Here is a 26,430-nt window from a genome sequence, read left to right as displayed (position 1 = left end):
CGGCTGCCGCCCGCCACGCCGGCGGATTCCGGATTGCTTTGATCGCCTCTGCTCAGTCGTCCTGTCTGGCGCGGACCGATTGCCGATGGATCGGCGCCCTCGGGTTGATCGGCCCACACGTTCCCGCGTTCTTTTGCGGAGTTTCCGTAAGCACTCCGGCCTTCGCGGGTCACGTTCGCAGACCAAGGCAAGGCCCCCTCGCCCAGCGGTGACGGCGACACCCGTTCATCCGATAAATTCTTCAAATTCAACAAAATAGTTGAACGAATAGGGGTTTTCCCTGACAATTCGACGAGCTGAAATATATTCTTCGAGCATCATGCTGTTTCACATCGAATCAGCCACTTACTGCGACAACGGCCTGTCACCGCGTTGGTCCTGGTGGCTGCAAGGCATCGCCAGGACACAGCGCTTCGGCATCCTCGGGACGGATGAGGACGGCCGCGGCCTCTACCTCTTCCGCCATGCGGGCGACCGCGCGCCGGAACGCCTGCGCCTGCTGGGACCGGAGTCCTTCGCCATGCCGGGCGGCATCAGCAAGCGCGAGGCCTGCCTGCGTCTGGCCCCGGTGCTGCAGGGCTTGGGTTGGGGCAATCTCGGACGGATTGCGAGCGAGGCACTTTGCCCGAGGCCGCTGGGCACGGCCAACTGACGTCCTGCAGCGCGTTCCGGTGGGCGCCCTGGATCGCTGCAGCACAGGAAATCGTTTTCCTTCTTTTTCCGGACAAATTTGCTCCGATCGCTGCTGCGCGTGCCCGGATGAGTGATTTTTTTCGCGGAGAACGCCGTCAGATCAAGGCGGTCGCCTATCCGTATATACGACTTTCGGTATAGATTCGCAGTCATGGAAACACGCCGCAGCAATGTTTACCTCATTGAATCCGTAGGCCATTGCCCCAGTGGCGTGGCACCGCGCTGGACCTGGTGGTTGCGCGGGGTGGACGAGGCCGGCCGCTACGGCATCGTCGGTACGGACGAGGAAGGCCGCGGCCTCTACATCTTTCGTCACGCCGGGGACCGCGCCCCCGAACGGGAACAACTGGCCGGCCCGGGTGACTTCAGCATTCCGGGAGGCTGCAGCACCCAGGAAGCCAGCAGCATGATGGCCCAGTTGCTGGAGACCATCGGCTGGGGCTCGCTGGCACCGGCGCGTACGCGGCCGACCGGCGCCTGAGCCGTCGCGGGACGACTCCGGGCAGGACACACCCCGCAACACCCGCAATGAAAAAGACAGAGGGCCGCATTTGCGGCCCTCTGTCTTTCCAGCCTGCCAACCCGACTCAGGCAGCCTTCTTGAGTTGCTTCTGGTAGAGGAACTCGAGGATGGACGCGCGATAGGCCGCGAAGCGCGGGTCGTGCGCCAGCTGCAGGCGGTTGCGCGGCTTCTCCAGCTTCACTTCCAGGATCTCGCCGATGGTGGCGGCCGGGCCGTTGGTCATCATCACCACGCGGTCGGACAGCAGCACGGCCTCGTCGACATCGTGGGTCACCATCACCACGGTGGCACCGGTCTTGGCCATCACGCCGATCAGCTCGTCCTGCAGGCTGGCGCGGGTCAGCGCATCCAGGGCGCCGAAGGGTTCATCCATCAGCAGGATCTTCGGCTCCATGGCGAAGGCGCGGGCGATGCCGACGCGCTGCTTCATGCCGCCGGAGATCTCATGCGGGTATTTGTGCATGGCGTGATCCATGTGGACCATCTCCAGCGCCGCCTTGGTACGCGCCTTCAGCTTCTCGCGGCCCTCCTTCTGGCCGAACACCCGCTCGACCGCCAGCATGACGTTGTCGAAACAGGTCAGCCAGGGCAGCAGCGAATGGTTCTGGAAGACCACCGCCCGCTCCGGGCCGGGGCCCGAAATCTCGCGACCATTGCAGATCATCACGCCCGAACTCGGCAGCGTGAGGCCGGCGATCAGGTTCAGCAGCGTGCTCTTGCCACAGCCGGAGTGGCCGATCAGGGTGATGACCTCGCCCTCGTGGATGTTGAGGTTGATGTCGCGCAGCGCGATGAACTTGCCGCTCTTGGTGTCGAAGCTCATGCCGACGTCTTCGACCTTGACGATGGGTTTGCTGGTGTTCGTCATGTTCAGGTTCCTTGTCGTGTGCCGGACGTGGCTCAGGTGTTGCCGTAACTGAATTTCTTCGCGATGAGCAGTAGCGCCTGTTCGAGCAGCAGGCCGACGATGCCGATGACGAAGATGGCGATGACGATGTGCTCCACCTTCAGGTTGTTCCACTCGTCCCACACCCAGAAGCCGATGCCGACGCCGCCGGTGAGCATCTCTGCCGCCACGATCACCAGCCAGGCGGTGCCGATGGACAGGCGGATGCCGGTCAGCATGTAGGGCAGCACGGCCGGGAACAGGATCTTGGTGATGATCTTGAACTCGCTGAGGTTCAGCACACGGGCCACGTTCATGTAGTCCTGCGGCACGCGGGTGACGCCCACCGCGGTGTTGATGATCATCGGCCAGATGGAGCAGATGAAGATCGTCCAGGTGGCGGCCGGGTCGGCCTTCTTGAACACCAGCAGGCCGATCGGCAGCCAGGCCAGCGGCGACACCGGACGCAGCAGCGAAATGATCGGGTCCAGCGCGCGGTTGAGGAAGTCGAAGCGGCCGATTGCGAAGCCCAGCGGAATCCCCACCAGCGCCGCGAAGCCGAAGCCGATGCCGACGCGCTGCAGCGAGCTGAGGATGTTCCAGCCGATGCCCTGGTCATTCGGGCCGTTCTTGTAGAACGGGTCGGAGAAGATCTCCACCGCGGCGTGCCAGACCTCCACCGGGCCGGGGAAGCCCTGGGCCTTCATGGCGACGATGGCCCAGATGCCGATCAGCACGGCGAAGCCGATGACCGGCGGCAGCACCTTCTTCAGGATGCCCGCGGCGATCTCCGCCACGCTGTAGCGTGCCGTCGCGACGGGGGCTGCCGCTGCGGCCGGCGTCGCATCGTTCATGGCGTCGGTCTTGGCGATCTCGGTGGCGACGGCGCTCACGTTCTTCACCGTCGTGCTGGTGGTCTCCGCGATGGAGGCCGGGGTCATGCTGGCTGCTGCGCTCATGCTTGCTTCCTTTCTTGCCCGCGCTCCGCTTCATCACGAAGCGCGAGTTGTCGACTACCCGGGGAGGGAATCTCTGCTCAGGCCTTGATCTTGAAACTGGTGGCGTACTTCTTCGGGTCCTTGCCGTCCCACACCGTGCCGTCGATGAGTTTCGACGTACGCATGTCGGTCTTCGGCACACTGGCTTTGACGATGCCGGCGGCCTGCTTGTAGAGGTCGATCCTGTTGACCTGCTTCGCCACCGCCACGTAGTCGACGTCTTCCTTCAGCAGGCCCCAGCGGCGGTGCTGGGTCAGGAACCACATGCCGTCGGACAGCCAGGGGAAGTTCACCGCGCCGTCGTTGTAGAACTTCATGTAGTTCTTCTCCGACCAGCTCTTGCCGATGCCGTTGTCGTACTGGCCGATCATGCGGCCGCGGATCACGTCCGCATCGGTGTTGACGTAGGCGCGCGAGGACACGACGTCGGCGGTCTTGCTGCGGTTCATCGGGCTGGCGTCGATCCACATCGAGGCTTCGAGGATCGCGCAGATCATGGCGCGCGCCGTGTTCGGGTACTTCTGCACGAACTCGGCCGTGGTGCCGAGGATCTTCTCCGGGTGGTCGGGCCAGATGTCCTGCGTGGTGACGCCAGTGAAGCCGATCTTGTCGACGATCGCGCGCTGGCCCCAGGGCTCGCCCACGCAGTAGCCGTCCATGTTGCCCACGCGCATGTTGGCGACCATCTGCGGCGGCGGCACGACGATGGTCTTCACGTCCTTGAACGGATCCACGCCGTAGGTCGCCAGCCAGTAGTACAGCCACATGGCGTGCGTGCCGGTCGGGAAGGTCTGCGCGAAGGTGTATTCCTTGTCCTTCTTGGCGATCACCTTGGCGAGCGATGCGCCATCGGTCACGCCCTTGCCGTTGAGCTCCTTCGACAGGGTGATGGCCTGGCCGTTGTTGTTCAGCGTCATCAGGTTGGCCATGTCCTTCTTCGGCCCGCCGATGCCCAGGTGCACACCGTAGATGAGGCCGTAGAGCACGTGCGCCGCGTGCAGCTCGCCATTCACCAGCTTGTCGCGCACCGCCGCCCAGGAGGCTTCCTTGGTGGGGGTGATCTTGATGCCGTACTTCTTGTCGAAGCCCATCACGCTGGCCATGACGACGGACGAACAATCGGTCAGCGGAATGAAGCCGATGTTCACCTCGGCCAGTTCCGGTTTGTCCGAGCCCTGTGCCCACACGCCTCCGAAAGGCAGTGCGCTCAATGCGCCGGCACTTCCGAGCGCGGCGCTGCGCTTCAGGAAGTCACGACGCAAGGTGTTGGGGGCAGGTTTGTCGCTCATGTGCATCTCCGTTAATGGCATGTTGAGTGGGGGCGGACAGCGAAGCTGGAAAAACAAAAAGGCGTCGGAACGAAGTGCCGCGCAATGCGCAGACCTCGTTCGACGCCTCTGTCTGTTCCGGGCGCCGTTGCCCGGACTCAGCCTCTCTTATGCACAGTCCATGCCAGTTTCCATAAACACCTAAAACTAACGATTATTCGTCTTCCGCCATACAACACCTGGCACTGCAGCGGTGCGCCGGGCACCTGCCGCGCACCACGACCGCACAACCCTCAGGTCGCGCGGCCCAGCAACAGGTCGGCGGTGGCCAGTACGTCGTTGGCCACGTCGCCCAAGCGCTTGCCCCGCTCCATCGCCAGCCGGCGCAGGGAGTGGTAGGCCTCGTCCTCGTCCAGGCCGCGGGCCTTCATCAGCACGCCCTTGGCACGCTCGATGGTCACCCGCTCGGAGAGCTTGCGCGCGGCGTCGTCCCGCTCGCGCTTGAGGGTCTGGTATTCGTCGAAACGGGCCATCGACACCCGCACCAGCACGGCCAGACGCTCGACGTAGAGCCCGTCGACGATGTAGGCCGAAACGCCTGACCGCATGGCGGCGCGGATCGCCGTTTCCGAACTGTCAGTGGCAAACATCAGCACCGGCCGCGGCGTGGCGTGTTGCAGGGTGGCCAGTTGCGCCAGGCCGTCGGGCCGGGGGCTGTCGGTATGCACCAGGATCAGGTCCGCATCATGGTCGCGGATCGAATCCGCCACCGAGGCCATGTCACGCAATATCGCCGACACGCCATAGCCCGCTTCGGCCAGACCCTCGCAGAGCTCCCTTGCCCGCGAACCCAACTCGTCGATTACGAGTACCTTGAGCATCATTACTCTCCTTTGCCCTGCAATGCAGCAAAGGCTGTGCCAGCCGTACCGCCTTTCTGGCGTGGCAGGGAATGGCTTTGACCCGAAAGGTTTTTGTGGCGTCGCGCTGCAATATGCCGGGCGCCACCTGGGTAGCCGCGCGCCCGGCACGGTGCGTGGTGCCCAGCTACGGCTCGTTGCTCAGCTACGCCTGGCCTGACCGACGAGTTCGCCAGCCATTGCCTGCGCCAGGCCGGCCCAGTCGCCGGGACGGGGCTGGCGGAACAGGCGCGCATCCGGGTACCAGGGCGAATCCTGCCGCCCTCTGAGCCAGCGCCAGTCGGCGTAGTGGTTGAGCGCCGCCCACACCCGCCGGCCGAGCGCGCCGGCCACGTGCACCGCCACCGTATCGCAGGAGATCACGAGGTCGAGGCCATCGACCAGCGCCGCGGTGTCCGCGAAGTCGTGCAGCTCCTCGCGCACGTCCTGCAACACCCCGCGCGCCACCAGCGCGTCGAACACCGGTTTGTCCGCCGCCCGCACTTCCTTCTGCAGGGTGAAGAAGGTGGCGCCGCTGTCGAACAGCGCCTGCAGGGCCTGCAGCGGAATCGAGCGGACGTTCTCCTCGTCGTGGTGGGCCGACCAGGACAGGCCGATGCGCAGGCCCTGGAAGACATCCAACCGCTCCTTCCAGCGGGCAGACGCTTCGGCGGGAGCACGCAGGTAGGGAATGGGCGTCGGCACGCTGTCCAGCTCGATGTCGAACGCGATGGGCAGGCCGTAGAGGATGTGCGAATAGCAGTCGTGACCACCCGCCTCCTCCGGCCGCGTGACCACCTGGTCGACGCCGGGGAGGCTTTGCATCAGGCGTTGCAGCGGCGGCTGCACCTGCAGCACCACGCGCGCACCGCGCGCCGCGACCATCGGCGCGAAGCGCGAGAACTGGATTGTGTCGCCGAAGCCAATGAGGCCCGAGATGAGCAACACCGTCTTGCCGGCTACGTCCTCGTGGCCCAGCCACAATGCATCGCCGTGGCGTACGGCGCCCCGCTCCACGCCCCAGCGACGCGCGAAACCGGGCCAGCCCTTGCGATAGTGGCCCAGCGCCATGTTGAGCTGGCTCCACTCGAACTCCAGCTTGTCCAGCGTGGGGTTCAGCACCAGGGCGCGCTCGTAGGCGGACAACGCCTCTTCATCGCGGTGCAGGGCCTGCAGGACGCGGGCGCGATTGGCTTGCGCCCTGGCGTCGCCCGGCGCCAGCAGACAGGCGCGCTCCAGGTTCGGCAGGGCTTCGTCGGGGCGTTTGAGATCAGCCAGCAGGCTGCCGCGATTGTTGTGCGCGCGAGCGTCGTCGGGGCAGGCCTCGAGGTAGCGCGTGTAGTGTTCCAGCGCGGCATTGCGCTCGCCGCGCTCTTCCAGCGACAGCGCCAGGTTGAAACGCGGCTCGGGGTTGTGGGGCTCCAGGCGGATGACCTGGCGCAGCAGCTTCTCGCTGTCGGCGAAGCGGCGCTGCTGGAACAGCACGCCGGCCAGCTGCATCAGGATGGCGACATGCTCCGGCAGCAGCGCGAGCGCCTTGCGCAGCTTCTTCTCGGCCGCGCCGGGCTGTCCGGCCTGCAGGCTTTCCAGCGCCTGGTTGTAGAGCGTTTCCGCCTTGGCGTAGGCGTCCATGTCGAATCCGGGCCGGGCCCGAAGGAACCAAAGGGCCGGATTCTACTTGCGCCCGGCAGTCCTTGTGCGGGCCGTGCCGGCCGGGCGCCTAGATGCGGCGGAGGGCCACGTTGTCGCCCAGCTCGACCACCCAGTCGGCATCCGTGCCGTGCAGGCGCAGGCGTGCGCCGCCGTCTTCGATCTCCAGCGCCAGCAGGCGGCCGCGCGCGCCCTGCGAAAACTCGCGCGACTCGTCGAAGTCGCCGTGCGTCTCCAGCACGCTGGCGAACACCACGTCCCGTCCGGCCTGTCGCAACATCAGGCCTGGCTCCGCACGCAGGTTGAACTTCGGATCATTGGCGCCGATGCGGGTGAAGATGAACTCGCTGGGGCCGCTGGTCGCGAAGCTCAGCGAGTGATAGCAGCTCTTCTGCAGCCATGAGAACAGGCCGCGCCCCGCCGGCAGGTTGGCCGCGCCGACGCGCCACAGGTGCTGGTAGCCCGCGTCCGTGCCCAGCGGCGACAGGTTGCGCGAAACGGCGTAGTCGAAGTCGGTGCGGACCACCTGGCCGTCGTAGTACAGCGCGTAGTCGTAGACGTGGTCGGCATCCGCCTCGATGGCGAACAGGTCGACCAGCAGCGGATGCTCGAAGTCCGCATGGCGCAGCAGCGCGACGGTGCGACGCATCGCCACGCCGGGGTAGGCACCCACCGTCTCGCCCCGCATCCACTGCGCATCACCGCTGCCGTGGAAGGCCAGTCGGTGCGACGGGTTGGCCACCGCCAGTTCGGCGTCCGCCTCGTGCTGGCAACGGCCGTCCACGCTCACCGTGTTGTGCGCGATGGTCTGCTTGGCGAAGCTGACGTTCTCCGGCAGGTAGGCACCGCCGCCCTTGGGCTCGATGTTGATCCAGCGCACGCAGCCGTAGTCGCGCAGCACTTCCTGGCCGCGCGCAAAGTAGCCGAGGGTCAGCGCATCGAAGTGCGCATGCTCGGCCAGCCCGTGCGAACCGGCGTCGAACGTGAGCACCGCCTGCTCGTGATGGCGGCCCTCGGCACGCAGGATGCCGACCGCACCCTTGTCACCCTTGGGGCCACACAGCAGCTCGACGCTGGGCAGCTCGCAATGCAGGGCTTCAGCCCCCGCCGTGTGCACCGCGTCGGACAGCGCCACACCGGCCGCATCCGGCCACACCTGTCCATGCAGGTTGGCCAGCCACAGCAGGCGCGCATCCGCCTCGTAGCGGCGGTACATGAAGCTCGCCCCCAGCACGAAGCCGAGGCTCTTGATGTTCATCGGCTTGATGGCGTCGTTCAACGGCACCAGCGCACCGTTCGGGAAGGACGGCAGGAAGGCCGCGTAGAAGCCGCGCCGCACCACTTCGTCGTGGTGGCGATAGATGCCCAGCTCCGGCCAGGCGCGCTCGATCGCCTCGGCGAAGAACAGCATCGGCTGGATGGCGAAGCGCTGGTAGTACGGGCCTTCCTCGTAGTAGCCGGAGGGCGAGAACAGGTTGGCGAGTTGCGCCAGGAAGCCGGCCGTCTCGCTGTCGCCGAACTGGCCGCGCACGGCAAGCTCCAGCCAGTCGCGCCGCTCGCAGGCGATGCCGGCCACGCCGACCGCGGCGCAGGCCCACATGCCGTGGTTGTGGATGATGTCGAAGTGGTGGCGATAGGTCCGGGTGAACATCTCCACCATCGGCGCGAACACCCCTTCGTCGATGCGCTGGCGCAGCGCCTCCGGCAGGCCGGGACGCACGCAGCTGTAGCCGGCCGCGGCGAACAGCAGCCACATGTGCTCGTTGAGGATCTGGTGGAACAGCCGTCCCGGCGGATTGTGCGAATACGGCTTGGCAAAGGGCAGCGTGGTGTAGCGCTCGGCGTACACCGAAAGCACCTCGGCTATCCGCTTCGCATACTCCGGCTGTTGCCAGATGAGATGCTGGCGACCGGCCGCGAAGATCATCAGGTAGTTGCGCTTGTGCTGCTCATGCTCCACCCCGCCACCAGCGCCGCTGCCCGGCACGCTCACCGGTGAGCGCAGCCAGGCGTCCACCTGGGCGCGCTCCGCGCGGATGCTGCGGCCGATGAGGCTGTCCGCCTCGGCCTGCGCGCGCAGCGCCTTCGCTTCGGTCTGCGTCAGGAAGACTGCGGCAGGCCCCTGCTCCGCACTCGTGCTGCGCGGGCTTTCCGGTTGCTGCGGATCGGCCATGAGGATTTCCGGGGTGTAGGCGCCAAACATGGGAAAGAAACTATATCCGGGTTCGATTCAGGGAAACGGGACACGCCCACGGGGCGCGTCCCGCATACGTCAGGGATTTACTTGATGACCGGCCATAGCAGGTTGTCGAGGCTGCTCTTCGTTTCCGCCGGCAGGCCGGCGGCGATCTTCGCGTAGCCACCGGTCTTGTAGGCGCGCTCGGCCATCAGCAGCACCGGCACCACCGGCTCGAAGTTCAGCTTCGGCTCTTCCTTGGTCGCCAGCGTCCAGGACGAAGGATTCGCAGTGGCATTGGCCAGGAAGTCGATGCCGCGCTTCAGCGAGCGCTCGTCGATCTCGAAATTCCACACGTCGATGGCGCAGCGGTACTGCGGGTGCACGCAGCGGGGGTCATCCGCCTTCAGGGACATGCCGGGCACCGACACCTGCTCGCCGTAGCGGGCGATGCGCAGTGCGGCCTCCAGGTTGAAGGCGCTGTAGTGGAACGGGCGGGTGCGCTCCAGTTCCATGTGCTGGCGGCCATCCCTGGCGATCTGCGAGGCGATGCGGCGCATCTGCGCGTCGAAGGTGCGGCGGGCGGCGCCGTCCACGTCACCGACGAACAGCAGGTAGTTCACCAGCTGGGCGTCGTAGAACATGCCGTGGTTGTTGTGCCAGACGTCTTCCTCGTGGCCGGTCTCGCTGTTGACCATCCAGTCGGCGAACTCGGCGAACCAGCCACGCAGCGACTGCAGCTCGGCGGCGCTGAAGCTGCCGCTGGGTGCGATCAGCGCGGCGCCGTCGATCACCATCCACATGTTGCGGGTGTCGATCAGGCCGATGCCACGACCATCCACGACGCCCGGGATCGCCTGCGCGAAACGCAGGCTCGGGTTCATGCGCGTCTTCGGATCGATGAACCACATGCGCAGCTGCGCGGCCACGCGGTCGGCGTACTTCTTGTCGCCGGTGAAGTAGTAGGCCAGCGCCAGGTCGCGCACGTTGGTGTTCATGCGCTGCATGCGCGCCGAATCCAGACCGTTGCCGCGCACTTCCGGGTTGGTCTGGCCGTCGCGGCGCACGTAGGGCAGCTTGTTCGGGGTGTTGGGGTTGGGCCACCAGTACGGCCCCATGCTCATGTAGTCGCGCTTGTCACCGGACAGCGGCGTCATGTCCTTGGCGGTCACCGTTTCCAGCGGCGCAGCCAGGGCCTTGTTGGCCGAGGCGATCAGCGCGTCGTAGGCCGGCTTCAGTGCGGCATCGCTGGCGGCGACACGTTGTTTGGCGACGGCGAGATAGCGATCGTCCAGCGTCACGACCTTTGCCGGTGCGCTGCTGACGGCAGGACGCGTGGCCTGGGCGGCACAACCGGCCATGAAAGGCAGCGACAGGGCCGCCAGCCCCAGCGCAGCCGTCTTGAACATGCTGTTCTTGAACATCCTTGAATCTCCTTGGTGGAACGATCCGGACAGCCTTGCCCGGATACTGGCCAAGCGAGTATAGGATAGCAGTAAATCGTTTACCTTATGGAAACTACTTAATCCTGGAAAATTTCTTTCCACGGGGAAGATATCGTTTACTGACGGAAATTTGTTGTCGGCAGCCACCCGGCGGCGGCGGGACCGGCGCGGGAAGCACAGCGGGAGCGGCCGGATAATCTCCGGCCCCGCTCCTATGCAGATCAGGCGCCTGGCGTCAGGCCATCAGCTCACGCAGCACGAAGGGCAGGATGCCGCCGTGCCGGTAGTAATCCACCTCGATCGGCGTGTCGATGCGGCACAGCACGCCGATGTCCTGCACGCGGCCGTCAGCGCGGGTGATCCGCAAGACGAGGTCCTGCTGCGGGCGCAGGTCGTCGGTGACGCCCAGCACCGCGTAGGTCTCGCTGCCGTCCAGGCCCAGGGCGACCGCACTGTCGCTGCTCTTGAACTGCAGCGGCAACACGCCCATGCCGACGAGGTTGGAACGGTGGATGCGCTCGAAACTGCGCGCCACCACCGCCTTCACGCCCAGCAACTGGGTGCCCTTGGCGGCCCAGTCGCGGCTGGAGCCGGTGCCGTACTCCTCGCCCGCCAGCACCACGGTGGGCGTGCCGCGACGGATGTGTTCCATCGCCGCCTCGTACACCGTGGTCTGCTTGCCATCCAGCAGGGTGAAACCACCTTCGATGCGCGTGCCGTCCGCACGCGGCGGCAGCATCAGGTTCTTGACCCGCACGTTGGCGAAGGTGCCGCGAATCATCACGTCGTGGTTGCCGCGGCGGCTGCCGTAGCTGTTGAAGTCCGCCTTCTGCACGCCGTGTTCGATCAGGTACTGGCCCGCCGGCGTGCTTTCCTTGAACGACCCGGCCGGGCTGATGTGGTCGGTGGTCACCGAGTCACCGAGGATCAGCAGTGCCTTCGCACCGTGGATCTCGCCGAAGCTGCCCGGCTGCATCGAGAAGTCCTCGAAGAACGGCGGCCGCGCGATGTAGGTGGAGGCCGGCCAGCTATACACCTGGCCAGTCGGCGCCGGAATCGCGTTCCACAGGTCGTGGTCGCGCGTGAAATCGCCATACAGCTCGCGGAACACCGCCGGATTCATGGCGTAGTGCATCAGCTCGTACACCTCGTCGCTGCTCGGCCAGATGTCGCGCAGGTACACCGGCGCGCCATCGCTGCCGATGCCCAGCGGCTCGGTTTCCATGTCGATGTTGGCGCGCCCGGCCAGCGCGAAGGCCACCACCAGCGGCGGGCTGGCGAGGAAGTTGGCACGCAGGTTGGGGTGGATGCGTGCCTCGAAATTGCGGTTGCCCGACAGCACCGCCGCGCACACCAGGTCGTTGGCGACAATGGTCTCGTTGAACTCCGGCGCGAGGTCGCCCGCGTTGCCGATGCAGGTGGTGCAACCATAGGCGGCGATGTTGAAACCCAGCGCATCCAGCCAGGGTTGCAGGCCGGTCTCGCGCAGGTACTCGGTGACGACGCGCGAGCCGGGGCCGAAGCTGGTCTTGATGCGCGGGTGCACGCCCAGGCCCTTCTGCACCGCCTTCTTGGCGAGCAGGCCCGCCGCCAGCAGCACGCCGGGGTTGGAGGTGTTGGTGCAACTGGTGATGGCGGCGATCAGCACGTCGCCGTGGCCCAGATCGATGCCGTTGGTGTCGCTGCCGGCCGCGGTGGCGTGGTCCAGCATCTCCACCACGTGCAGGTCCGGCGTGCTCTGGCGCAGCGGCGGCACATCGGTCACCGCGGTGCGACGCGTCGCGAAGCGCTCGCCCAGCGCGGCGGCGGGCTTGCCGAAACCGTTGTCGGCGACCGGCGCGGAAAACAGTTTCTCGAAAGTCGTACGCATGCCCGGCAGCGGAATGCGGTCCTGCGGGCGCTTGGGGCCCGCCAGGCTGGGCACCACGGTGGCGAGGTCCAGCGTCAGCGTCTTGCTGTACTGGATGTCGCCGGCCAGCGGCATGCCGAACAGGCCCTGCGCCTTGAAGTAGGCGACGAAGGCGTCGATCTCCTCCAGCGTGCGGCCGGTGCCGCGCAGGTAGTCGACGGTCTTGTCGTCGACCGGGAAGAAGCCCATCGTCGCGCCGTACTCCGGCGCCATGTTGCCGATCGTCGCCCGGTCCACCACCGTCAGGCTGGCCGCACCCTCGCCGAAGAACTCGACGAACTTGCCGACTACCTTCTCCTTGCGCAGCAGCTCGGTGACGGTGAGCACCAGGTCGGTGGCGGTGATGCCGTCGCGCAGCGCGCCCTGCAGCTCCACGCCCACCACGTCCGGCGTCAGGAAATACACCGGCTGGCCGAGCATGCCGGCTTCCGCCTCGATGCCGCCCACGCCCCAACCCACCACGCCCACGCCGTTGATCATCGTGGTGTGGCTGTCGGTGCCGACCAGGGTGTCCGGGAACACCACGCCGTTGCGGATCTGCACGCCGCGGAACAGATACTCCAGGTTCACCTGGTGCACGATGCCGATGCCCGGCGGCACCACCTTGAAGGTGTCGAAGGCCTGCATGCCCCACTTCATGAACTGGTAGCGCTCCTGGTTGCGCTGGAACTCCAGCTCCATGTTCTGGCGCAGCGCCAGTTGCGTGCCGTAGTGGTCGATCATGACCGAGTGGTCGACCACCAGGTCCACCGGCACCAGCGGCTCGATGGTCTTGGGGTTCCTGCCGAGCTTGTCGGCAACGTTGCGCATCGCCGCGAGGTCGGCCAGCAGCGGCACGCCGGTGAAGTCCTGCAGCACCACGCGGGCCACCACGAAGGGGATCTCGTCGGTGCGCAGCGCATCCGGCGCCCAGTTGGCCAACTGGCGGACGTGCGCCTCGCTGACCTTCTTGCCGTCGCAGTTGCGCAGCACCGATTCCAGTACCAGGCGGATCGATACCGGCAGCTTGCCCACCGGCCCCACCCCGGCCGCTTCCAGCGCCGGCAGGCTGTAGTAGTCGAGGAGCTTCCCCGACGGCAGTTCAAGGGTTTTCAGGCTGTCGAACAGGTTGTGCGGCATGGGGACTCCGTGATCCGTGGCGAAGGGACGGGTTCGGCTCTGGCGCGGCCGACTCGATGACCGGAACGCTATCTTCGGCCATCACGGACGGAATGCAAGCCACATGCCAGACAACGGCCCGCGCCCGCGTTCGACGGCCCGTCAGGACCTCAGGCCGCGAGCCTATCCGAGCACTGTGAACACAGACTCTGTCTTTGGAGATAGTTCCGGGAGAAAACGGCGCCGGCGGCCGCGCAAGCGGGATGGGGCCAGCCGGCCGCTGGCGGCTTCAGCGTCGGGAAGGCACCTGACCACCGGCACCGGCTTCGGCTAGTGGCCCTGAAGGCCTCCATGCCGGGAATGAACACGCCGCAGTGGGTACTGGACTGCCGAAAGGTGGTGCGGGTAAGCCGATGAAGCTGATGACGACGATCTTCATCCTCCATCCGCCCGCGCACGCAATCCCCTGCGCGATTCACGGGGGATTGCGAGATCAAACCGGGCGAGCTGGTTCAGCGGGTCGGGTTGGGCCCCGCACCCGGCACGTTACTGAAGCCGGTTCCCGGTTCGTCCTGGTCGCCGAGATCCTTACCCGGCGGGGACAGTTCCACGCCGCCACCGCCGGGCGCGGTGCCGTCCTCGAAGACATCGTCGTCGGAAACGTGGGCAGGCTGGTCGTGCTTGTGGCGCTTGCGCGTGCGGGTACGCAGGAAGGAGCTTGGGGGTGTCATCGTTGTTTCCTCCGCGATCGGTATGTGGCTGGAGGCCGTCTCATGCAGGACGGTCGGCTTGCGGACAGTGTCGCGGCTGCCCGCAAACCCACGTGGCGGACGGCACCGATTCGCGTGACAGCACATGCCTACAACGACGGGCGACGCACGACGCCCGCGGGTCGATCAGCCGCCGAAACCGCCGGCGTCCAGGAAGGCCTGCTCTTCCGGCGTGCTCGTGCGCCCCAGGGTGCGGTTGCGATGCGGGAAGCGGCCGAAGCGCCGGATGATGTCGCGGTGCCCTTCGGCGTGCTTCAGGTATTCCTCGCCCAGTGGCGTCTGCAGGCGCACCGCCAGGTCCTGCTCGGCCAGATCCTCGGCGTGCGAGAACGGCAGGTAGCAGAACAGCCGCAGATCCGCGGCGACGCGCTGGTCGATACCGGCGGCCAGCACCACGTGGGCGACGTCGCGAGCCAGTGGGTCGGTGGCGTACATGCGCGGCGTGTCGCGGAAGGCGTTGCGCGGAAACTGGTCGAGCAACAGCAGCAAGGCCAGCGCGCCGTCCGGCTCGCCCTGCCAGTGCGCAAGCTGGCCGGCGGCGGCCACCTCGTGGGCGACGAGGAAGCGCTCGCGGAAGCGGCGGTCGAAGGCCTCGTCCTTCTTGAACCAGCGATCGGGGCCGGCCTCGCGCCAGAACGCCACGATCTCGGCGGCGGTGGAAGAAGATTCCTGGGTCATCCTTTGCTCCAGAGTCAAAGTGGCAGAGTCAGGTAGAAAGTCGGTGGCGCACGCCCGTCGCCGCACATCGGCAGGGCTCAGCGGATGAAAGCCTGCCAGTTGCCGTAGCGGCCACGGATGGCGCCACGCGGGAAGCTCAGCGCGACCAGCGCCACGCCACAGGCGATTCCGGCGCCGATACCCACCGCATCCTCGCCCAGCATCAGCGAGGTGACAACCAGCGCTACGCCCAGCACGGCGTTGCCCCAGCGCACGATGCGCCCCACCTCGGCCAGTGCGGTCACCGTCACCGTGAGCACCAGCGCGCCGATGACATGATCGGCGTTGGCCATCGCGCCCTCGGCCCCCAGGGTCAGGCGGGTGCACATCAGCCATATGCCGATGGCAAGACACAGGACCAGGTTCCACGGCAGGCCGACACCGCCACGCAGGCTGTCTGCGAGCGCGGTGGCAGACAGGTCGCTGGCGGCCACGCGGTCGGCCGCGTCGCGTTTGGCATCGGCGCCTTCCACCACGTCGGTATCGCCGGTGAAGAACACCCGCAGCACCGGCTGGCCGGCGCGCTGGCGGCGTAACAGGAACTGGCCAGTCGCCACCAGCTCGTCCAGCGAATACGGAATCTGCACCAGCATCGCCGCCGCGCCCACCAGGCACAGCGCACACCAGGTGCCGAGCAGGATGGGCTGGATGATGATGAAGCCGATGGACACCACGCCCAGCGGCACGATCATCATGCCGAACAACACGACCAGCCAGGGCTGCGTGCGCCAGCGCCGCGCGGAGCCAAGCAGGCCGGTGAGGATCTCCAGCGCGTAGGTCAGCGCGCCCAGCCCGGCGTCGGGAATCGGGAAGGCTTCGGACACGTACGAGGTGACGATCTCCTCGCTGCCGTTCTTCGGGTCCGGCCCGCCGTCGAAGAACGGGTCCCAGGCGCCGTCGATGTGTCCCAGCTGGTAGGCGGCGAGGTAGCGCGAGATGTAGAAGCCGACGAAGGCCAGCACCACGATGGGCAGTCGCTGCCCCCATGACGAGGGCGAGAAGTCCCAGCCGGGTGGCGTGGTGGGCCCGTGCATCTCCGCCAGCGGGCTGACGCCCGGCGTCGGCGGCCACAGCAGCGCGAAGGCCACCACCAGCATGCCGACCAGGGTGCCGTTCAGGTAGGCCGATGCGTCCTGCGTCCACAGCACCAGCGGGGCCAGCATCAGCCAGCAGCCGATGGCCGCGCAGGCCCAGCGCGCCCAGCCCGCGCGCGGATGCAGCGACAGGCTGGCGAACAGCCCCAGCAGCAGGCCGCTCGCCACGTCGCTGAACTGCAGCCAGCCGGACTGGTAGCCAAGTGCCGGCGGCGACGCGATGAGCCAGCCGGCGAGTGCGATGTTGGCCCAGTGCGTCCAGCGGTGACTGCCATGCGCGTGCGTCTGCCAACGCTCGTGGCGCCGCCGCAGTTGCTCGGGGTCCGTGTCGGCCTGCTCGGCGGCGGCCAGCCATTGCGGCGGCGACACCTTGTTGCGGCGGTACCAGTCCCCCGGCCCGGCCTTCAGCGAGGCGACCAGCGCCCCCAAGCCGCGGCGGATGTCGTGGCGCGGCGCCCAGCCAAGCAGTCGCTGCGCAAGCGTGATGTCGATGGCGTAGTGGTCCTCGGCCATGCGCACCATGAACGGACGGATGAAGGGCAGCTCGCCGGCATCCAGCGCATCCGGCACCACCGGCTCCGCCTTCTGCTGCAGCCACGCCCCCGCCTGGGCGACCGGCGCGGGAATGCGCAGCGTGCCCCATTCCTTCTCGCCATGTATCAGTTTGCCGATCCGGTCCTGCAGCGCCTCGAAGCTCATCGCCTCCGGCTCGCCGACGAGGATGGCGGCGGCAGGCGGCAGCGTGTCGCGACGGTCGATCACGCGCAGGAAGGCGTCGATCATGTCGTCGCGATGCAGGAAGGCCTGGCCGGCGCGCTTGTCGCCGGGATACAGGTGGCTCTGGAAATCCCGCTCGTAGATGCGCGCGATCTGGTTGGCGAGCGTCGGCACCGCCGTGGTGTCGTCGTACAGGCCGGCCAGCCGCAGGATCACGTACGGGATGCGGCCGTGATGCACGCGCACCGCCTCCTCCGCCCTGGCCTTGGAGGCCGGGTAGGCCCAGCCGGGTTCGATCGGCGTGTCCTCGCGGATCACGTCGCCCGGCTCGCCTGCGCGATGGACCAGCATGGTGCTGGCGTAGATGAAGCGCTCGACTTCGAAACCCTGCAGGGCGTCGAGCATATGGCGGGTGCCCTGCACGTTCACCTGCTCGTACAGCGGGTTGTCCTCGCCGGTGAAGTCGAAGAAGGCCGCCAGATGGACCACGGCCGCGATGCGCTTGCCGTGCCCGGCGCGGATGCCGGCCAGCGCCGCCGTCACCGAGTCGGCCGCCGCCAGGTCCACCGCCACGATCCCCGTGTCGGTCTTGCGGTCCAGCCCGACCACCTGGAAGGACGCAGCCAGCGCGGCGCTCAGCGCGCTGCCGATGTCTCCCGCCGCGCCGGTGATGATGACAATTGGTTTGCTGGCTGGCATGCCGGGCTTCCTCCGCGTGGCGACTGCGATCACCCCGCAAGTAATACCCGGCCGCAGCCCACCGCCGCTGTAGTCCGGCGACTGGGAGACATGTAGGGAATGTCCGGAAGCGGAGACTTTCTCGGCCACTTGGCGATGTCCGTGGCGACGCCCTCAACGGGATGTCCGCATCGTTCCTCCGCGTGCGGCCGCCCCGGTACCTATCCTTGCGATAGATGCGCGCCGACGCGGTTTCGGCCCACACTGCCGGCTTCGCGCCACACGCTTCCACCCTTGCTTCCGTCCTCGCTTCCGTCCTCGCTCACCTCCTCGCCATGAAAACCGCTCTCGTCCTGCGTCACCTGGCCTTCGAAGACCTTGGCCTCCTCGCCCCGCTGCTTACTGCCCGCGGCTACGCGCTGCGCTATCACGACCTCGGCGTGGACGACCTCGCCGCCGTCGAGCCGCTCGCCGACAGCCTGATGGTCGTCCTCGGTGGCCCGATCGGCGCCGAGGACGATGCCCTCTACCCCTTCCTGACCCGCGAACGCGCGGTGATCCGCGCCCGCCTCGACGCCGGCCGCCCGACGCTGGGCATCTGCCTGGGCGCGCAACTGATGGCCAGCGCGCTGGGCGCACCCGTACGCCCTATGGGCGTGAAGGAGATCGGCTTCGCCCCGGTGGAGATCACCGCGGCCGGCCTTGCCACGCCCTTGCGCCACCTGCAGGGCGTCGCGGTACTGCATTGGCACGGCGACCAGTTCGGCCTGCCCGAGGGCTCGCCCAGCCTGGCCGCCACCGGCGTCTGCCCGCACCAGGCCTTCATGGTGGGGCGCCACGGCCTGGGCCTGCAGTTCCACGCCGAAGCGGACTGGCGACGCATCGAGCAATGGCTGATCGGCCACACCGGCGAACTCGGCCAGGCCGGCATCGACATCGCCGCCCTGCGTGCCGAGGCGCAACGCTGCGGCCCGCTGCTGGAGCCGGCCCTGCAGGCCCTGATGGACGACTGGCTGGGCGCACTGGAATAGACGCATGGAAGAAGCCAGCGAGCGCCCGCACACCCCGGCGAACGGCCGCAACCATGCCGTACTGGTCGGCCGCGCGGTGGCGTTCGGCCGCCCCGGCGTGCGCAGCGGCATTGCCAAGCAGCCAGTCGCCGGGCCCGTGATGGCCGGCGAGCTGGGGCTCACGGGGGACGAACAGGGCGACCTGCGCGTCCATGGCGGCCCCGACAAGGCCGTGCATTGCTATGCCTGGCAGCACTACGCGCGCTGGCGACAGGCGCTGGCCGCCTCCGACGCGGCGCTGGCCCTGCTGCAGGCGCCGGGCGCCTTCGGCGAGAACCTGAGCGTGGAGGGCCTGGACGAGCACGGCGTCTGCATCGGCGACCGCTGGCAGATCGGCCATTCCGTGATGGAAGTCTCACAGGGCCGCCAGCCGTGCTGGAAGCTCAACCAGCGCTTCGGCGTGCCGGACATGGCCCGGCGGGTGCAGGACAGCCTGATGGCCGGCTGGTACATGCGGGTACTGGCCCCGGGTGACGTTCAGGCAGGTGATACCTGGGCCCTGCTGGAACGCCTGCATCCCGACTGGAGCATCGCCCGGCTGCTGGGGCTGATCCGCGACCGGGACACCGACGCCAGCACGCTGGCAGCGGTCCTGCGCCTGCCGCTGCCGCCTTCCTGGCAAAGGCTTTTCAGCCGGCGCCTCGAGTCCGGAACCGTGGAAGACTGGGCTTCCCGCATGGTGGGCCGCCAGCCCTGAAACCCGCCCGCCCCGGATCCGGGAGCCCGGCCACCCCGTCAAGGGTTTGAACCTTCACGTTTCCCCTTCATAATGGCGGGCTGTCGGTCTTGTGGCCGGCCCCCACATCACCACCCAATCGGAACGAAATCATGGCAAGGCAGAAGGAACTCAAGCTCTACCGCAACATCGGGATCATCGCGCACATCGACGCGGGCAAGACCACGACCACCGAGCGGGTGCTGTACTACACCGGCAAGAAGCACCAGATCATCGACGTCCATGACACCAAGGACGGCAAGAGCTCCACCACCACCGACTACATGGAGCAGGAAAAGAAGCGCGGGATCACCATCCAGAGCGCGGCTGTTTCCACCGAGTGGAAGGGTTACCAGATCAACGTGATCGACACCCCGGGACACGTTGACTTCACCATCGAAGTGAACCGTTCGCTGCGCGTACTCGACGGCGCCATCGTGGTGTTCGACGGCGTGGCCGGCGTGGAACCGCAGACCGAAACGAACTGGCGCCTGGCCAACCAGTACAACGTTCCGCGTATGTGCTACGTGAACAAGATGGACCGCATGGGCGCCAACTTCGCCCACTGCGTGAAGGGCATCAAGGAGCGCCTGGGCGCCAACGTCATCCTGTGCCAGATCCCCCTGGGCAGCTACGGCGAGTTCTGCGGCATGGCCGACCTGATCGCCAACCAGGCCTACATCTGGAAGGAAGAAGACAAGGACAGCCCGTGGGAAACCGTGCCGCTGGAGTCTCTGCGCGCACGCTTCAACTTCCAGGCTTCCGCCGACAACGACTGGATCGACCGCCTGCCGGAACTGCGCCAGGAAGCGCTGGAAACCGCGCTGGCCATGGACGATGACATCTTCATGCACTTCGTCGAGACCGGCGAGTACGACCCGACTCAACTGAAGGGCCTGATCCGCAAGGGTACCGTGAGCGGCAAGCTGGTCCCCGTGTTCTGCGGCTCGTCCTTCAAGAACAAGGGCGTGCAGCACCTGCTGGACGCCGTCGTCGACTACATGCCCTTCCCGGGCGAAAACGGCGGCATCTCGCTGGTGGACGTGGACGGTAACAACATCGGCGTGCAGGAAGTCACCGACGACGCTCCCGCCCGCGCCCTGGCCTTCAAGGTCATCAACGACCAGTTCGGCACGCTGACCTTCGTGCGCGTCTACTCCGGCGTGATCAAGAAGGGCGACACGCTGATGAACGTGACGCGCGACAAGAAGGAACGTATCGGCCGCATCGTGGAAGTGCAGGCCAACGTCATGAAGGACATCGAAGAAGTGCGCGCCGGCGACATCTGCGCCTTCGTGTCGATGAAGGACACCGAGACCGGTGACTCGCTGTGCGATCCGGCCAGCCCGGTGCTGCTGGAGCGCATGCGCTTCCCCGACCCCGTGATCAGCGTGTCGGTCGAGCCGAAGTCGCGCAACGACATCGACAAGATGTCCACCGCGCTCTACAAGATGGTGAAGGCCGACCCGTCCCTGCGCCTGGAAGTCGACAAGGAAACCGGCCAGACCGTGCTGCGCGGCATGGGTGAACTCCACCTGGAAATCACCATCGACCGCATGCGTACCGAGCTGGGCGTGGAAGCCAACATGGGCAAGCCCAAGGTCAGCTTCCGCGAAGCCTTCGGTGGCCCGGTGGAACACACCTACACCCACAAGAAGCAGTCGGGTGGTTCGGGTCAGTTCGCCGAAGTGAAGATGATCTTCGAGCCGCTGGAAGTCGGCGCCGGCGTGCAGTTCTCGGACGAAGTGACCGGTGGCCGCGTGCCGCGCGAGTTCATCCCGGCCGTTGAACACGCCATCCGCACCGAGTCGCTGAAGGGCCAGATCGCTGGCTACGAAGTGGTCGACTTCAAGGCACGCCTGATCGACGGCAAGTTCCACGATGTGGACTCGTCCGCCCTCGCCTTCGAAATCGCCGGTCGCGCCTGCTTCCGTGAAGCGCACAAGATGAGCCGTCCGAAGCTGCTGGAGCCGGCGATGAAGATCGAAGTCGTGACCGAGCCGGACTACCTCGGCGATGTCATCGGCGACATGAACCGTCGTCGCGGCCAGGTCACCGACCAGGGCCAGCGTGGCCCGAGCGCTTACGTCCAGGGCTTCGTGCCGCTGGCCGAAATGTTCGGCTACATCAACTTCCTGCGCTCCGCCACCAGCGGCCGCGGCACCTTCACGATGGAGTTCGATCACTACGATGAAGTGCCGGCCAGCATGGTCGACAAGCTGATGGAAAAGGAAGCGAAGTAACAGCCACGAGTAGCGGAAGTAATTCCGCTACGCGCTGACTGACAGCGGCGCGCGTCCCGGCAACCCCGGGCGCGCGCCGCTTTCTTTTGGCCCTGTCAGCCAGCTCCGACGCGGGTTGTAGGCGCATTCCGTTTTGCCGGAAACTCCGGAACCCGTGAAATTCACGGCGAGTCCAGCAGGAATAACAACTCCTGAAAACCGGACCGCATCATGCGAAACGCCAGCCATCCTGCCGCAGGCAACACTGCCGGCAACACCAACAAGACGGTCGCGCAAGCCGGCACCACGCAAGTCGACACCACGCGCGGCGAAACCCGCAGTGCGATCCACGGCACGACCCGCAGCACCGTACGTCCCCGCCATACGCCTCGCCGCACCGTCCTCGCCGCGCTCATCTGCGTCGGTGCCGGTTTCTACGGTTCCACCGCGGCCGCGCAGGCCTGCACCGAAGACCCGGCGGACAACCGGCTGGGCCAGATGGCCCTGCGCGTCGACAACGACTTCCTCGGCGGTTACTCGCAGGACCAGGGCTATACCAGCGGCGTGATCCTCAACTACACGACGCCGACCTTCCGGCGCAGCGACGGCGGCTGCCTGTCCGGCTTCGAGAAGGCGCTCGACCAGGGCATCGGCGGGCGCATCGCGGAGGACAGCCTGCAGAACACCACCTGGTGGCTCACGCACGGCCTGTACACACCCAAGGATCTGACGCGCCAGGACCTGGACCCGCAGGACAGGCCTTATGCCGGCGTAGTGATGGCCGGCATGTTCTACAACGTGCGCAACAATGATCGCCTGCATCGCTTCGGCCTGGCCGCCGGCATGGTCGGCCCGTCCGCACTGGGCGAGCCCGTCCAGAACGGCACGCACACGCTGATCGGCACCGGCACCGCGGAAGGCTGGGACAACCAGCTGCATGACGAACCGGTCCTGCAGGCCTACTACGTGCACGTCCGCAAGCTGACGCCCCGTCGCATGCTGGGCAGGTGGCAGCACGAAACCGTCGGCCACTGGGGCGGTGCGCTGGGCAACTTCAGCACCTACCTGAACGGCGGCTTCGAATGGCGCATCGGCAGCTACCTGCCCGACGACTTCGGCAGCCTGACCTTCGCCGGTAATGACATCGGCACCACGCCGACCCTGACCACCCCGCCGGCCGGCTGGAACATGCATTTCTTCGTGGGCCTGGACGGCCGCTTCGTGGCGCACGACATCACGCTGGACGGCAACAGCTTCCGCGACAGCCACGGCGTGGACAAACGGCCCTTCGTCGGCGACGTGGGCTATGGCTTCGTGGTCACCCACGGCCTGTGGAGTTTCAAGCTGGCCCGCTATCACCGCAGCCGCGAATTCGACGGCCAGGAAGAGACGCCGGTTTACGGCAACTTCACCGCCAGCTACAAGTTCTGATCAGCCAGCCCGCGCGCGGCCGTGCTCCCGGGAGCGGGCACGCGCAGCGGCGGTCTCGTCACCTCACTTCGCGCGTGCCCGCTTCTCTTTCTTCTGCGCCGCTTTCTTCGCCGCTTGCTTTCCCGCCTTCGCCGCGAGCAGCGCGCGATGCTCCTGCAGCCGCGCCGCGGCCACGCGCTCGATCAGCTCGTAGGGAATGGCGGCATCCAGCGGAAAAGCGAGGTTGCCACGCTCGTTGCGATAAGGCGCCAGATCGCGGCGCAACGCAGCGTCGCCCTGCACCGGCGGATAGATGCCGATGTGCTTCCTGAAGGCCGCGTAGTAGATCAGGTCGCCATCCAGCGTGAACGCCGGCATCCGGTAGCTGATCTTCTCCTGCGCATCCGGCGCGAGCCTGCGGACGATCTCGCGGATGCGCTGGAGGATGCCCTGCACCTCCGGCGCACATGCCGCGATGTAGGCGTCCGGCGTGTCGGCCCGGGTGGCCTTCGTGGCTTCTGTGGCCTTGGTGGCTCCTGTGGCGTTGGCAGCCCTGGTGGCGTTCATTCCGGCACTCCTCGCATGGCGTTGCAGGCGCGAGCAGCTTAGCCCGCTGCCGCGCACGCGTACAGGCCACGGGCGTCGCTGCGACGACGCGTAGGACATCTCCCGCGCGTCGGCGGGGACGGCTCCCACTAATGTTCGTTCGGGGACGGCGCATAGTCGATGTTCCCGCCTGCAGTTCGTGCACCCATGCCGAAGTACGCCGACATCGCCGCCGACATCGAGGTCCGCCACGGCCAGCCGTCCAGCAAGCTGGACCGCGGCACGTTCCGCATCCGCTTCCACGAACGGTTCGCGGACCCGGCCTTCGCCGTCGAGCGCGACGCCATCGAACGGCTGGAAGACATCGCGTGGCAGGCCTACCAGGATGGCCGCAAGGCCCCCGTGACCCGCAAGGCCGGCCCGGAATTCGAAGCCCCGGAGTACGACCTCTCGGTGGACTGGCTGGCGACGCGTGAGCGCCTGCGCGTCGCACAGGAACGCTGGGCCGACCCGCAGACGCCGGATCGCCTGCTGGTGATCGCCGGTGGCGCACGCAACGAAGGCTCCTGCCCCGGGGAAGTGTCGAAGACCTGGCGGATGGCCGGGCTGGTAGAAGAATCGGCGCGAGCGCTCGGCATCGAGGTGGACATCCTCGACCTCAGCCGCGTGACATCCGAGTACGGCCGCGCGATCCATCCGTGCAAGGGCTGCGTGGCGACCGCGATGCCGCTGTGCCACTGGCCCTGCAGTTGCTACCCGAACCACGCGCTGGACCAGGCGGACGACTGGATGGCGGAGATCTACGAACGCTGGGTGGCGGCACATGGCATCGTCATCGTGACGCCTACCTACTGGTACCAGGCGCCCGGCCCGCTGAAGGCGATGATCGACCGGCTGGTCTGCGCGGACGGTGGCAATCCCGATCCCACCAGCACCCACGGCAAGAAAGCGCTGGAAGCCAAGGTCATCGAAGCCAACGGCTGGCATTACCCCAAGCACCTCGCCGGTCGCGCCTATGGCGTGGTCGTGCACGGCGACGTGGCCGGCGTGGAGTCACTGCGGCGCAACCTCACCGACTGGCTGGACTGGATGGGCCTGATCGACGCAGGTGCCGCCGCGCGGCTCGACCGCTACGTCGGCTACTACGAGCCCTACTACAACAGCCACGACACGCTGGACGCCGACGAGGCGCTGCAGGAGGAGGTGCGCAACGTCGGCCGCGCGCTGGCCTATGCGATCAAGGACCTGCGCAGCGGCCGCCTGCTGCCGCCCGATACGCATGTCCGGCCCCCGCGCCCGAAGTGAGCCAGCGGCAACGCGACCGGTTTCAGCAATCCCCCAGGTTCCACTCACCCACCGATGAAGGAGTACGACCATGAGTGAAAAGACTGCACAGATCCAGTGGCAGGGCCGTGGCAAGGAAGGCCGCGGCGAGATCAGTACCGAGACGGAGGCACTGCGCGCCTACCCCTACGGCTTCGCCAGCCGCTTCGGCGACGACCGCAAGGGCACCAACCCGGAGGAGCTGCTCGCCGCCGCCCACGCCGCCTGCTTCACCATGGCGTTCTCGTTCGCGTGCGACAAGGCCGGCTTCGCGACCGAGAAGGTCGAGACGCGCGCCAGGGTGAATCTCGTCAAGCAGGGCGAAGGCTTCGCCATCGACCGCATCACCCTGCATCTGGATGCACGCGTGCCGGGACTGGATGAAGCCCGCTTCCAGGACATCGCGCTGACCGCGAAACGCGAATGCCCGCTGTCGAAGGCCCTGGCGAGCGTCCAGGACATCAGCCTGGAAGCGCACCTGACCAACTGAATCCGGCTTGCGTCACGAGGGGGTGCCGTCCGGCCGGACGGCACGCCCCTCTTCTCATTCCGGCGCGCGCAGCCACTGCACGCAGAACCAGCGCGACGGATCGTGCCAGACAGGACCGGGAATGAACCCCGCGGCCTGCGCGAGCGCGGAGAAGGACTCGACGGTGAACTTGTGCGAGTTCTCGGTGTGGATCGAATCGCCTTCCGCGAACTCGACGTCCCCACCACACTCACCGCCGATGCGGACAAGCTGCGGCACGCTGCTCACCAGGTGCATCTCCACGCGCTGGCGCACCGGGTTGTAGAACGCATAGTGGTCAAAGCATTGCGGCTGGAAGTCGGCATCCAGCTCGCTATTGGCGCGCACCAGCAGGTTGCGGTTGAAGGCCGCGGTGACGCCGGCTGCGTCGTTGTAGGCAGCGTGCAGGACGGCGGGGTCCTTCACCAGGTCGTAGCCGATCAGCAGGCCGCCGCCGCGCAGCGACCGTCGCGCCAGCGTCAGGAAGTTGCGCGCCTCGGCCGGATCGAAGTTGCCGATGCTGGAGCCGGGGAAGAAGCCCACACGCCTTCCCCGTGCTTCTTCGCCGCTACCCGCCGCGTCGATGTGCATTCCCAGGCGTGCGTGAAACGCGGCATCGGTGAAGTCGGCGGCGATCGGCGCGATGTCCAGCCACGGGTAGTCCTGCCCGAGCTGGGCGGCCGCGTCATGGAGATGCTCGCCGGAAATGTCGATCGGCACGAAGCGGCGTGGCTGGGCGAGCGCATCCAGCAAGACGCGGATCTTCACGCTGGCCCCGGCGCCGAACTCGATGATCTCCGCGTCCGGCCCGATGCAGGCAGCCATGTCCGCCGCGTGCCGTCGCAGGATGCCGAGCTCCACGCGCGTCGGGTAGTACTCCGGCAGTTCGCAGATGCGCTCGAACAGCGCGGAGCCCGCCGCGTCGTAGAAGTACTTGGGCGACACCGAGCGCGGCGTGGCCGCCAGCCCGCGGAGCAGGTCGGCACGGAAAGCGGCCACACCAGCCGCTTCCTCCACGACAGGAGGCGTCGTGGGCGGATGAAGCCCTGGCATGCCGATGTCACGGAGGACCTGCGCGTTGTCGGCGACGGAAGGTGCAAGGAACATGAGCGAGC

General features: G+C 67.0%; 21 protein-coding genes. 8 read left to right on the top strand and 13 right to left on the bottom strand.

The genetic code is table 11. The features are described from left to right. Window positions 1–319: 319 nt before the first annotated feature. Together VVD47_RS17630 and VVD47_RS17625 are read left to right on the top strand one after the other, a co-directional pair. Window positions 320–652 (top strand): hypothetical protein, encoded by a 333-nt coding sequence (locus VVD47_RS17630; RefSeq protein ID WP_327604826.1) that lies wholly within the window; start codon window positions 320–322, stop codon window positions 650–652. Window positions 653–844: 192 nt separating this feature from the next. After that, entirely contained in the window at window positions 845–1,174 is a 330-nt protein-coding gene (locus tag VVD47_RS17625) for a hypothetical protein (RefSeq protein ID WP_327604825.1), read from the top strand. Between the two features lie 106 nt (window positions 1,175–1,280). Here VVD47_RS17625 and VVD47_RS17620 read toward each other — a convergent pair whose 3' ends face one another. The 11 genes from VVD47_RS17620 to VVD47_RS17570 all read right to left on the bottom strand — a co-directional run bounded on the left by VVD47_RS17620 (window position 1,281) and on the right by VVD47_RS17570 (window position 17,542). Continuing rightward, window positions 1,281–2,084, bottom strand: coding sequence for an ABC transporter ATP-binding protein (locus VVD47_RS17620; RefSeq protein ID WP_327604824.1), 804 nt, complete (start codon window positions 2,082–2,084; stop codon window positions 1,281–1,283). A 32-nt stretch (window positions 2,085–2,116) separates the two neighbouring features. Continuing rightward, entirely contained in the window at window positions 2,117–3,061 is a 945-nt protein-coding gene (gene ntrB / locus VVD47_RS17615; RefSeq protein ID WP_327604823.1) for a nitrate ABC transporter permease, read from the bottom strand. A 77-nt stretch (window positions 3,062–3,138) separates the two neighbouring features. Continuing rightward, on the bottom strand, window positions 3,139–4,389 hold the full coding sequence (locus tag VVD47_RS17610) for an ABC transporter substrate-binding protein (RefSeq protein WP_327604822.1): 1,251 nt from the start codon (window positions 4,387–4,389) through the stop codon (window positions 3,139–3,141). Between the two features lie 272 nt (window positions 4,390–4,661). Further along, window positions 4,662–5,249, bottom strand: coding sequence for an ANTAR domain-containing response regulator (locus tag VVD47_RS17605; protein ID WP_327604821.1), 588 nt, complete (start codon window positions 5,247–5,249; stop codon window positions 4,662–4,664). A 180-nt stretch (window positions 5,250–5,429) separates the two neighbouring features. After that, on the bottom strand, window positions 5,430–6,899 hold the full coding sequence (locus VVD47_RS17600) for a tetratricopeptide repeat protein (RefSeq protein WP_327604820.1): 1,470 nt from the start codon (window positions 6,897–6,899) through the stop codon (window positions 5,430–5,432). Window positions 6,900–6,987: 88 nt separating this feature from the next. After that, a complete protein-coding gene (locus VVD47_RS17595; protein WP_327604819.1) occupies window positions 6,988–9,090 on the bottom strand; it encodes a heparinase II/III domain-containing protein in 2,103 nt (700 codons plus the stop codon). A 107-nt stretch (window positions 9,091–9,197) separates the two neighbouring features. After that, window positions 9,198–10,517 (bottom strand): alginate lyase family protein, encoded by a 1,320-nt coding sequence (locus VVD47_RS17590; protein WP_327604818.1) that lies wholly within the window; start codon window positions 10,515–10,517, stop codon window positions 9,198–9,200. A 256-nt stretch (window positions 10,518–10,773) separates the two neighbouring features. Next, window positions 10,774–13,566 (bottom strand): aconitate hydratase AcnA, encoded by a 2,793-nt coding sequence (acnA, locus tag VVD47_RS17585; RefSeq protein WP_327604817.1) that lies wholly within the window; start codon window positions 13,564–13,566, stop codon window positions 10,774–10,776. 491 nt (window positions 13,567–14,057) lie between these two features. After that, on the bottom strand, window positions 14,058–14,276 hold the full coding sequence (locus VVD47_RS17580) for a hypothetical protein (RefSeq protein ID WP_327604816.1): 219 nt from the start codon (window positions 14,274–14,276) through the stop codon (window positions 14,058–14,060). A gap of 165 nt (window positions 14,277–14,441) precedes the next feature. Then, window positions 14,442–14,993: a DUF924 family protein gene (locus VVD47_RS17575; protein ID WP_327604815.1), complete on the bottom strand. Its 552-nt coding sequence runs from the start codon at window positions 14,991–14,993 to the stop codon at window positions 14,442–14,444. Window positions 14,994–15,070: 77 nt separating this feature from the next. Then, window positions 15,071–17,542, bottom strand: coding sequence for an NAD-dependent epimerase/dehydratase family protein (locus VVD47_RS17570; protein ID WP_327604814.1), 2,472 nt, complete (start codon window positions 17,540–17,542; stop codon window positions 15,071–15,073). 314 nt (window positions 17,543–17,856) lie between these two features. Here VVD47_RS17570 and VVD47_RS17565 point away from each other — a divergent pair, with 314 nt between their 5' ends. The 4 genes from VVD47_RS17565 to VVD47_RS17550 all read left to right on the top strand — a co-directional run bounded on the left by VVD47_RS17565 (window position 17,857) and on the right by VVD47_RS17550 (window position 22,959). Then, entirely contained in the window at window positions 17,857–18,552 is a 696-nt protein-coding gene (locus VVD47_RS17565; protein ID WP_327604813.1) for a glutamine amidotransferase, read from the top strand. 4 nt (window positions 18,553–18,556) lie between these two features. Continuing rightward, on the top strand, window positions 18,557–19,288 hold the full coding sequence (locus VVD47_RS17560) for an MOSC domain-containing protein (RefSeq protein ID WP_327604812.1): 732 nt from the start codon (window positions 18,557–18,559) through the stop codon (window positions 19,286–19,288). Window positions 19,289–19,419: 131 nt separating this feature from the next. Next, the gene (gene fusA / locus VVD47_RS17555; protein WP_327604811.1) at window positions 19,420–21,549 is read left to right on the top strand and encodes an elongation factor G; all 2,130 of its coding nucleotides are present in this window, start codon (window positions 19,420–19,422) and stop codon (window positions 21,547–21,549) included. Window positions 21,550–21,759: 210 nt separating this feature from the next. Continuing rightward, complete coding sequence (locus tag VVD47_RS17550) at window positions 21,760–22,959, top strand: lipid A deacylase LpxR family protein (RefSeq protein WP_327604810.1); 1,200 nt, start codon at window positions 21,760–21,762, stop codon at window positions 22,957–22,959. 63 nt (window positions 22,960–23,022) lie between these two features. Here the strand turns inward: VVD47_RS17550 and VVD47_RS17545 are convergent, their stop codons facing one another. Continuing rightward, window positions 23,023–23,505: an iron chaperone gene (locus VVD47_RS17545; RefSeq protein ID WP_327604809.1), complete on the bottom strand. Its 483-nt coding sequence runs from the start codon at window positions 23,503–23,505 to the stop codon at window positions 23,023–23,025. A gap of 186 nt (window positions 23,506–23,691) precedes the next feature. On the opposite strand from VVD47_RS17545, the gene VVD47_RS17540 reads away from it, so the two are divergent. Both VVD47_RS17540 and VVD47_RS17535 read left to right on the top strand, forming a co-directional pair. Further along, complete coding sequence (locus tag VVD47_RS17540) at window positions 23,692–24,789, top strand: flavodoxin family protein (RefSeq protein WP_327604808.1); 1,098 nt, start codon at window positions 23,692–23,694, stop codon at window positions 24,787–24,789. A gap of 70 nt (window positions 24,790–24,859) precedes the next feature. Then, window positions 24,860–25,297 (top strand): OsmC family peroxiredoxin, encoded by a 438-nt coding sequence (locus VVD47_RS17535; protein WP_327604807.1) that lies wholly within the window; start codon window positions 24,860–24,862, stop codon window positions 25,295–25,297. Window positions 25,298–25,351: 54 nt separating this feature from the next. On the opposite strand, the gene egtD is transcribed toward VVD47_RS17535, so the two are convergent. Then, a complete protein-coding gene (gene egtD / locus VVD47_RS17530; protein ID WP_327604806.1) occupies window positions 25,352–26,422 on the bottom strand; it encodes an L-histidine N(alpha)-methyltransferase in 1,071 nt (356 codons plus the stop codon). Window positions 26,423–26,430: the final 8 nt, after the last annotated feature.

Origin of the sequence: Uliginosibacterium sp. H1, from assembly GCF_036017065.1 — a bacterium.
GTDB lineage: Bacteria > Pseudomonadota > Gammaproteobacteria > Burkholderiales > Rhodocyclaceae > Uliginosibacterium.
Note: the sequence above shows the minus strand (reverse complement) of the source record. Positions and strands in the feature narration are given on the sequence as shown.

Coding starts and splice junctions, on each gene's coding strand:
- VVD47_RS17575 (WP_327604815.1), bottom strand. CDS start 14,993: ATGACCCAGGAATCTTCTTCCACCGCCGCCGAGATCGTGGCGTTCTGG.
- fusA (WP_327604811.1), top strand. CDS start 19,420: ATGGCAAGGCAGAAGGAACTCAAGCTCTACCGCAACATCGGGATCATC.
- VVD47_RS17560 (WP_327604812.1), top strand. CDS start 18,557: ATGGAAGAAGCCAGCGAGCGCCCGCACACCCCGGCGAACGGCCGCAAC.
- VVD47_RS17550 (WP_327604810.1), top strand. CDS start 21,760: ATGCGAAACGCCAGCCATCCTGCCGCAGGCAACACTGCCGGCAACACC.
- egtD (WP_327604806.1), bottom strand. CDS start 26,422: ATGTTCCTTGCACCTTCCGTCGCCGACAACGCGCAGGTCCTCCGTGAC.
- VVD47_RS17590 (WP_327604818.1), bottom strand. CDS start 10,517: ATGTTCAAGAACAGCATGTTCAAGACGGCTGCGCTGGGGCTGGCGGCC.
- VVD47_RS17565 (WP_327604813.1), top strand. CDS start 17,857: ATGAAAACCGCTCTCGTCCTGCGTCACCTGGCCTTCGAAGACCTTGGC.
- VVD47_RS17600 (WP_327604820.1), bottom strand. CDS start 6,899: ATGGACGCCTACGCCAAGGCGGAAACGCTCTACAACCAGGCGCTGGAA.
- VVD47_RS17630 (WP_327604826.1), top strand. CDS start 320: ATGCTGTTTCACATCGAATCAGCCACTTACTGCGACAACGGCCTGTCA.
- VVD47_RS17540 (WP_327604808.1), top strand. CDS start 23,692: ATGCCGAAGTACGCCGACATCGCCGCCGACATCGAGGTCCGCCACGGC.
- VVD47_RS17620 (WP_327604824.1), bottom strand. CDS start 2,084: ATGACGAACACCAGCAAACCCATCGTCAAGGTCGAAGACGTCGGCATG.
- ntrB (WP_327604823.1), bottom strand. CDS start 3,061: ATGAGCGCAGCAGCCAGCATGACCCCGGCCTCCATCGCGGAGACCACC.
- VVD47_RS17610 (WP_327604822.1), bottom strand. CDS start 4,389: ATGAGCGACAAACCTGCCCCCAACACCTTGCGTCGTGACTTCCTGAAG.
- VVD47_RS17605 (WP_327604821.1), bottom strand. CDS start 5,249: ATGCTCAAGGTACTCGTAATCGACGAGTTGGGTTCGCGGGCAAGGGAG.
- acnA (WP_327604817.1), bottom strand. CDS start 13,566: ATGCCGCACAACCTGTTCGACAGCCTGAAAACCCTTGAACTGCCGTCG.
- VVD47_RS17625 (WP_327604825.1), top strand. CDS start 845: ATGGAAACACGCCGCAGCAATGTTTACCTCATTGAATCCGTAGGCCAT.
- VVD47_RS17580 (WP_327604816.1), bottom strand. CDS start 14,276: ATGACACCCCCAAGCTCCTTCCTGCGTACCCGCACGCGCAAGCGCCAC.
- VVD47_RS17535 (WP_327604807.1), top strand. CDS start 24,860: ATGAGTGAAAAGACTGCACAGATCCAGTGGCAGGGCCGTGGCAAGGAA.
- VVD47_RS17570 (WP_327604814.1), bottom strand. CDS start 17,542: ATGCCAGCCAGCAAACCAATTGTCATCATCACCGGCGCGGCGGGAGAC.
- VVD47_RS17545 (WP_327604809.1), bottom strand. CDS start 23,505: ATGAACGCCACCAGGGCTGCCAACGCCACAGGAGCCACCAAGGCCACA.
- VVD47_RS17595 (WP_327604819.1), bottom strand. CDS start 9,090: ATGGCCGATCCGCAGCAACCGGAAAGCCCGCGCAGCACGAGTGCGGAG.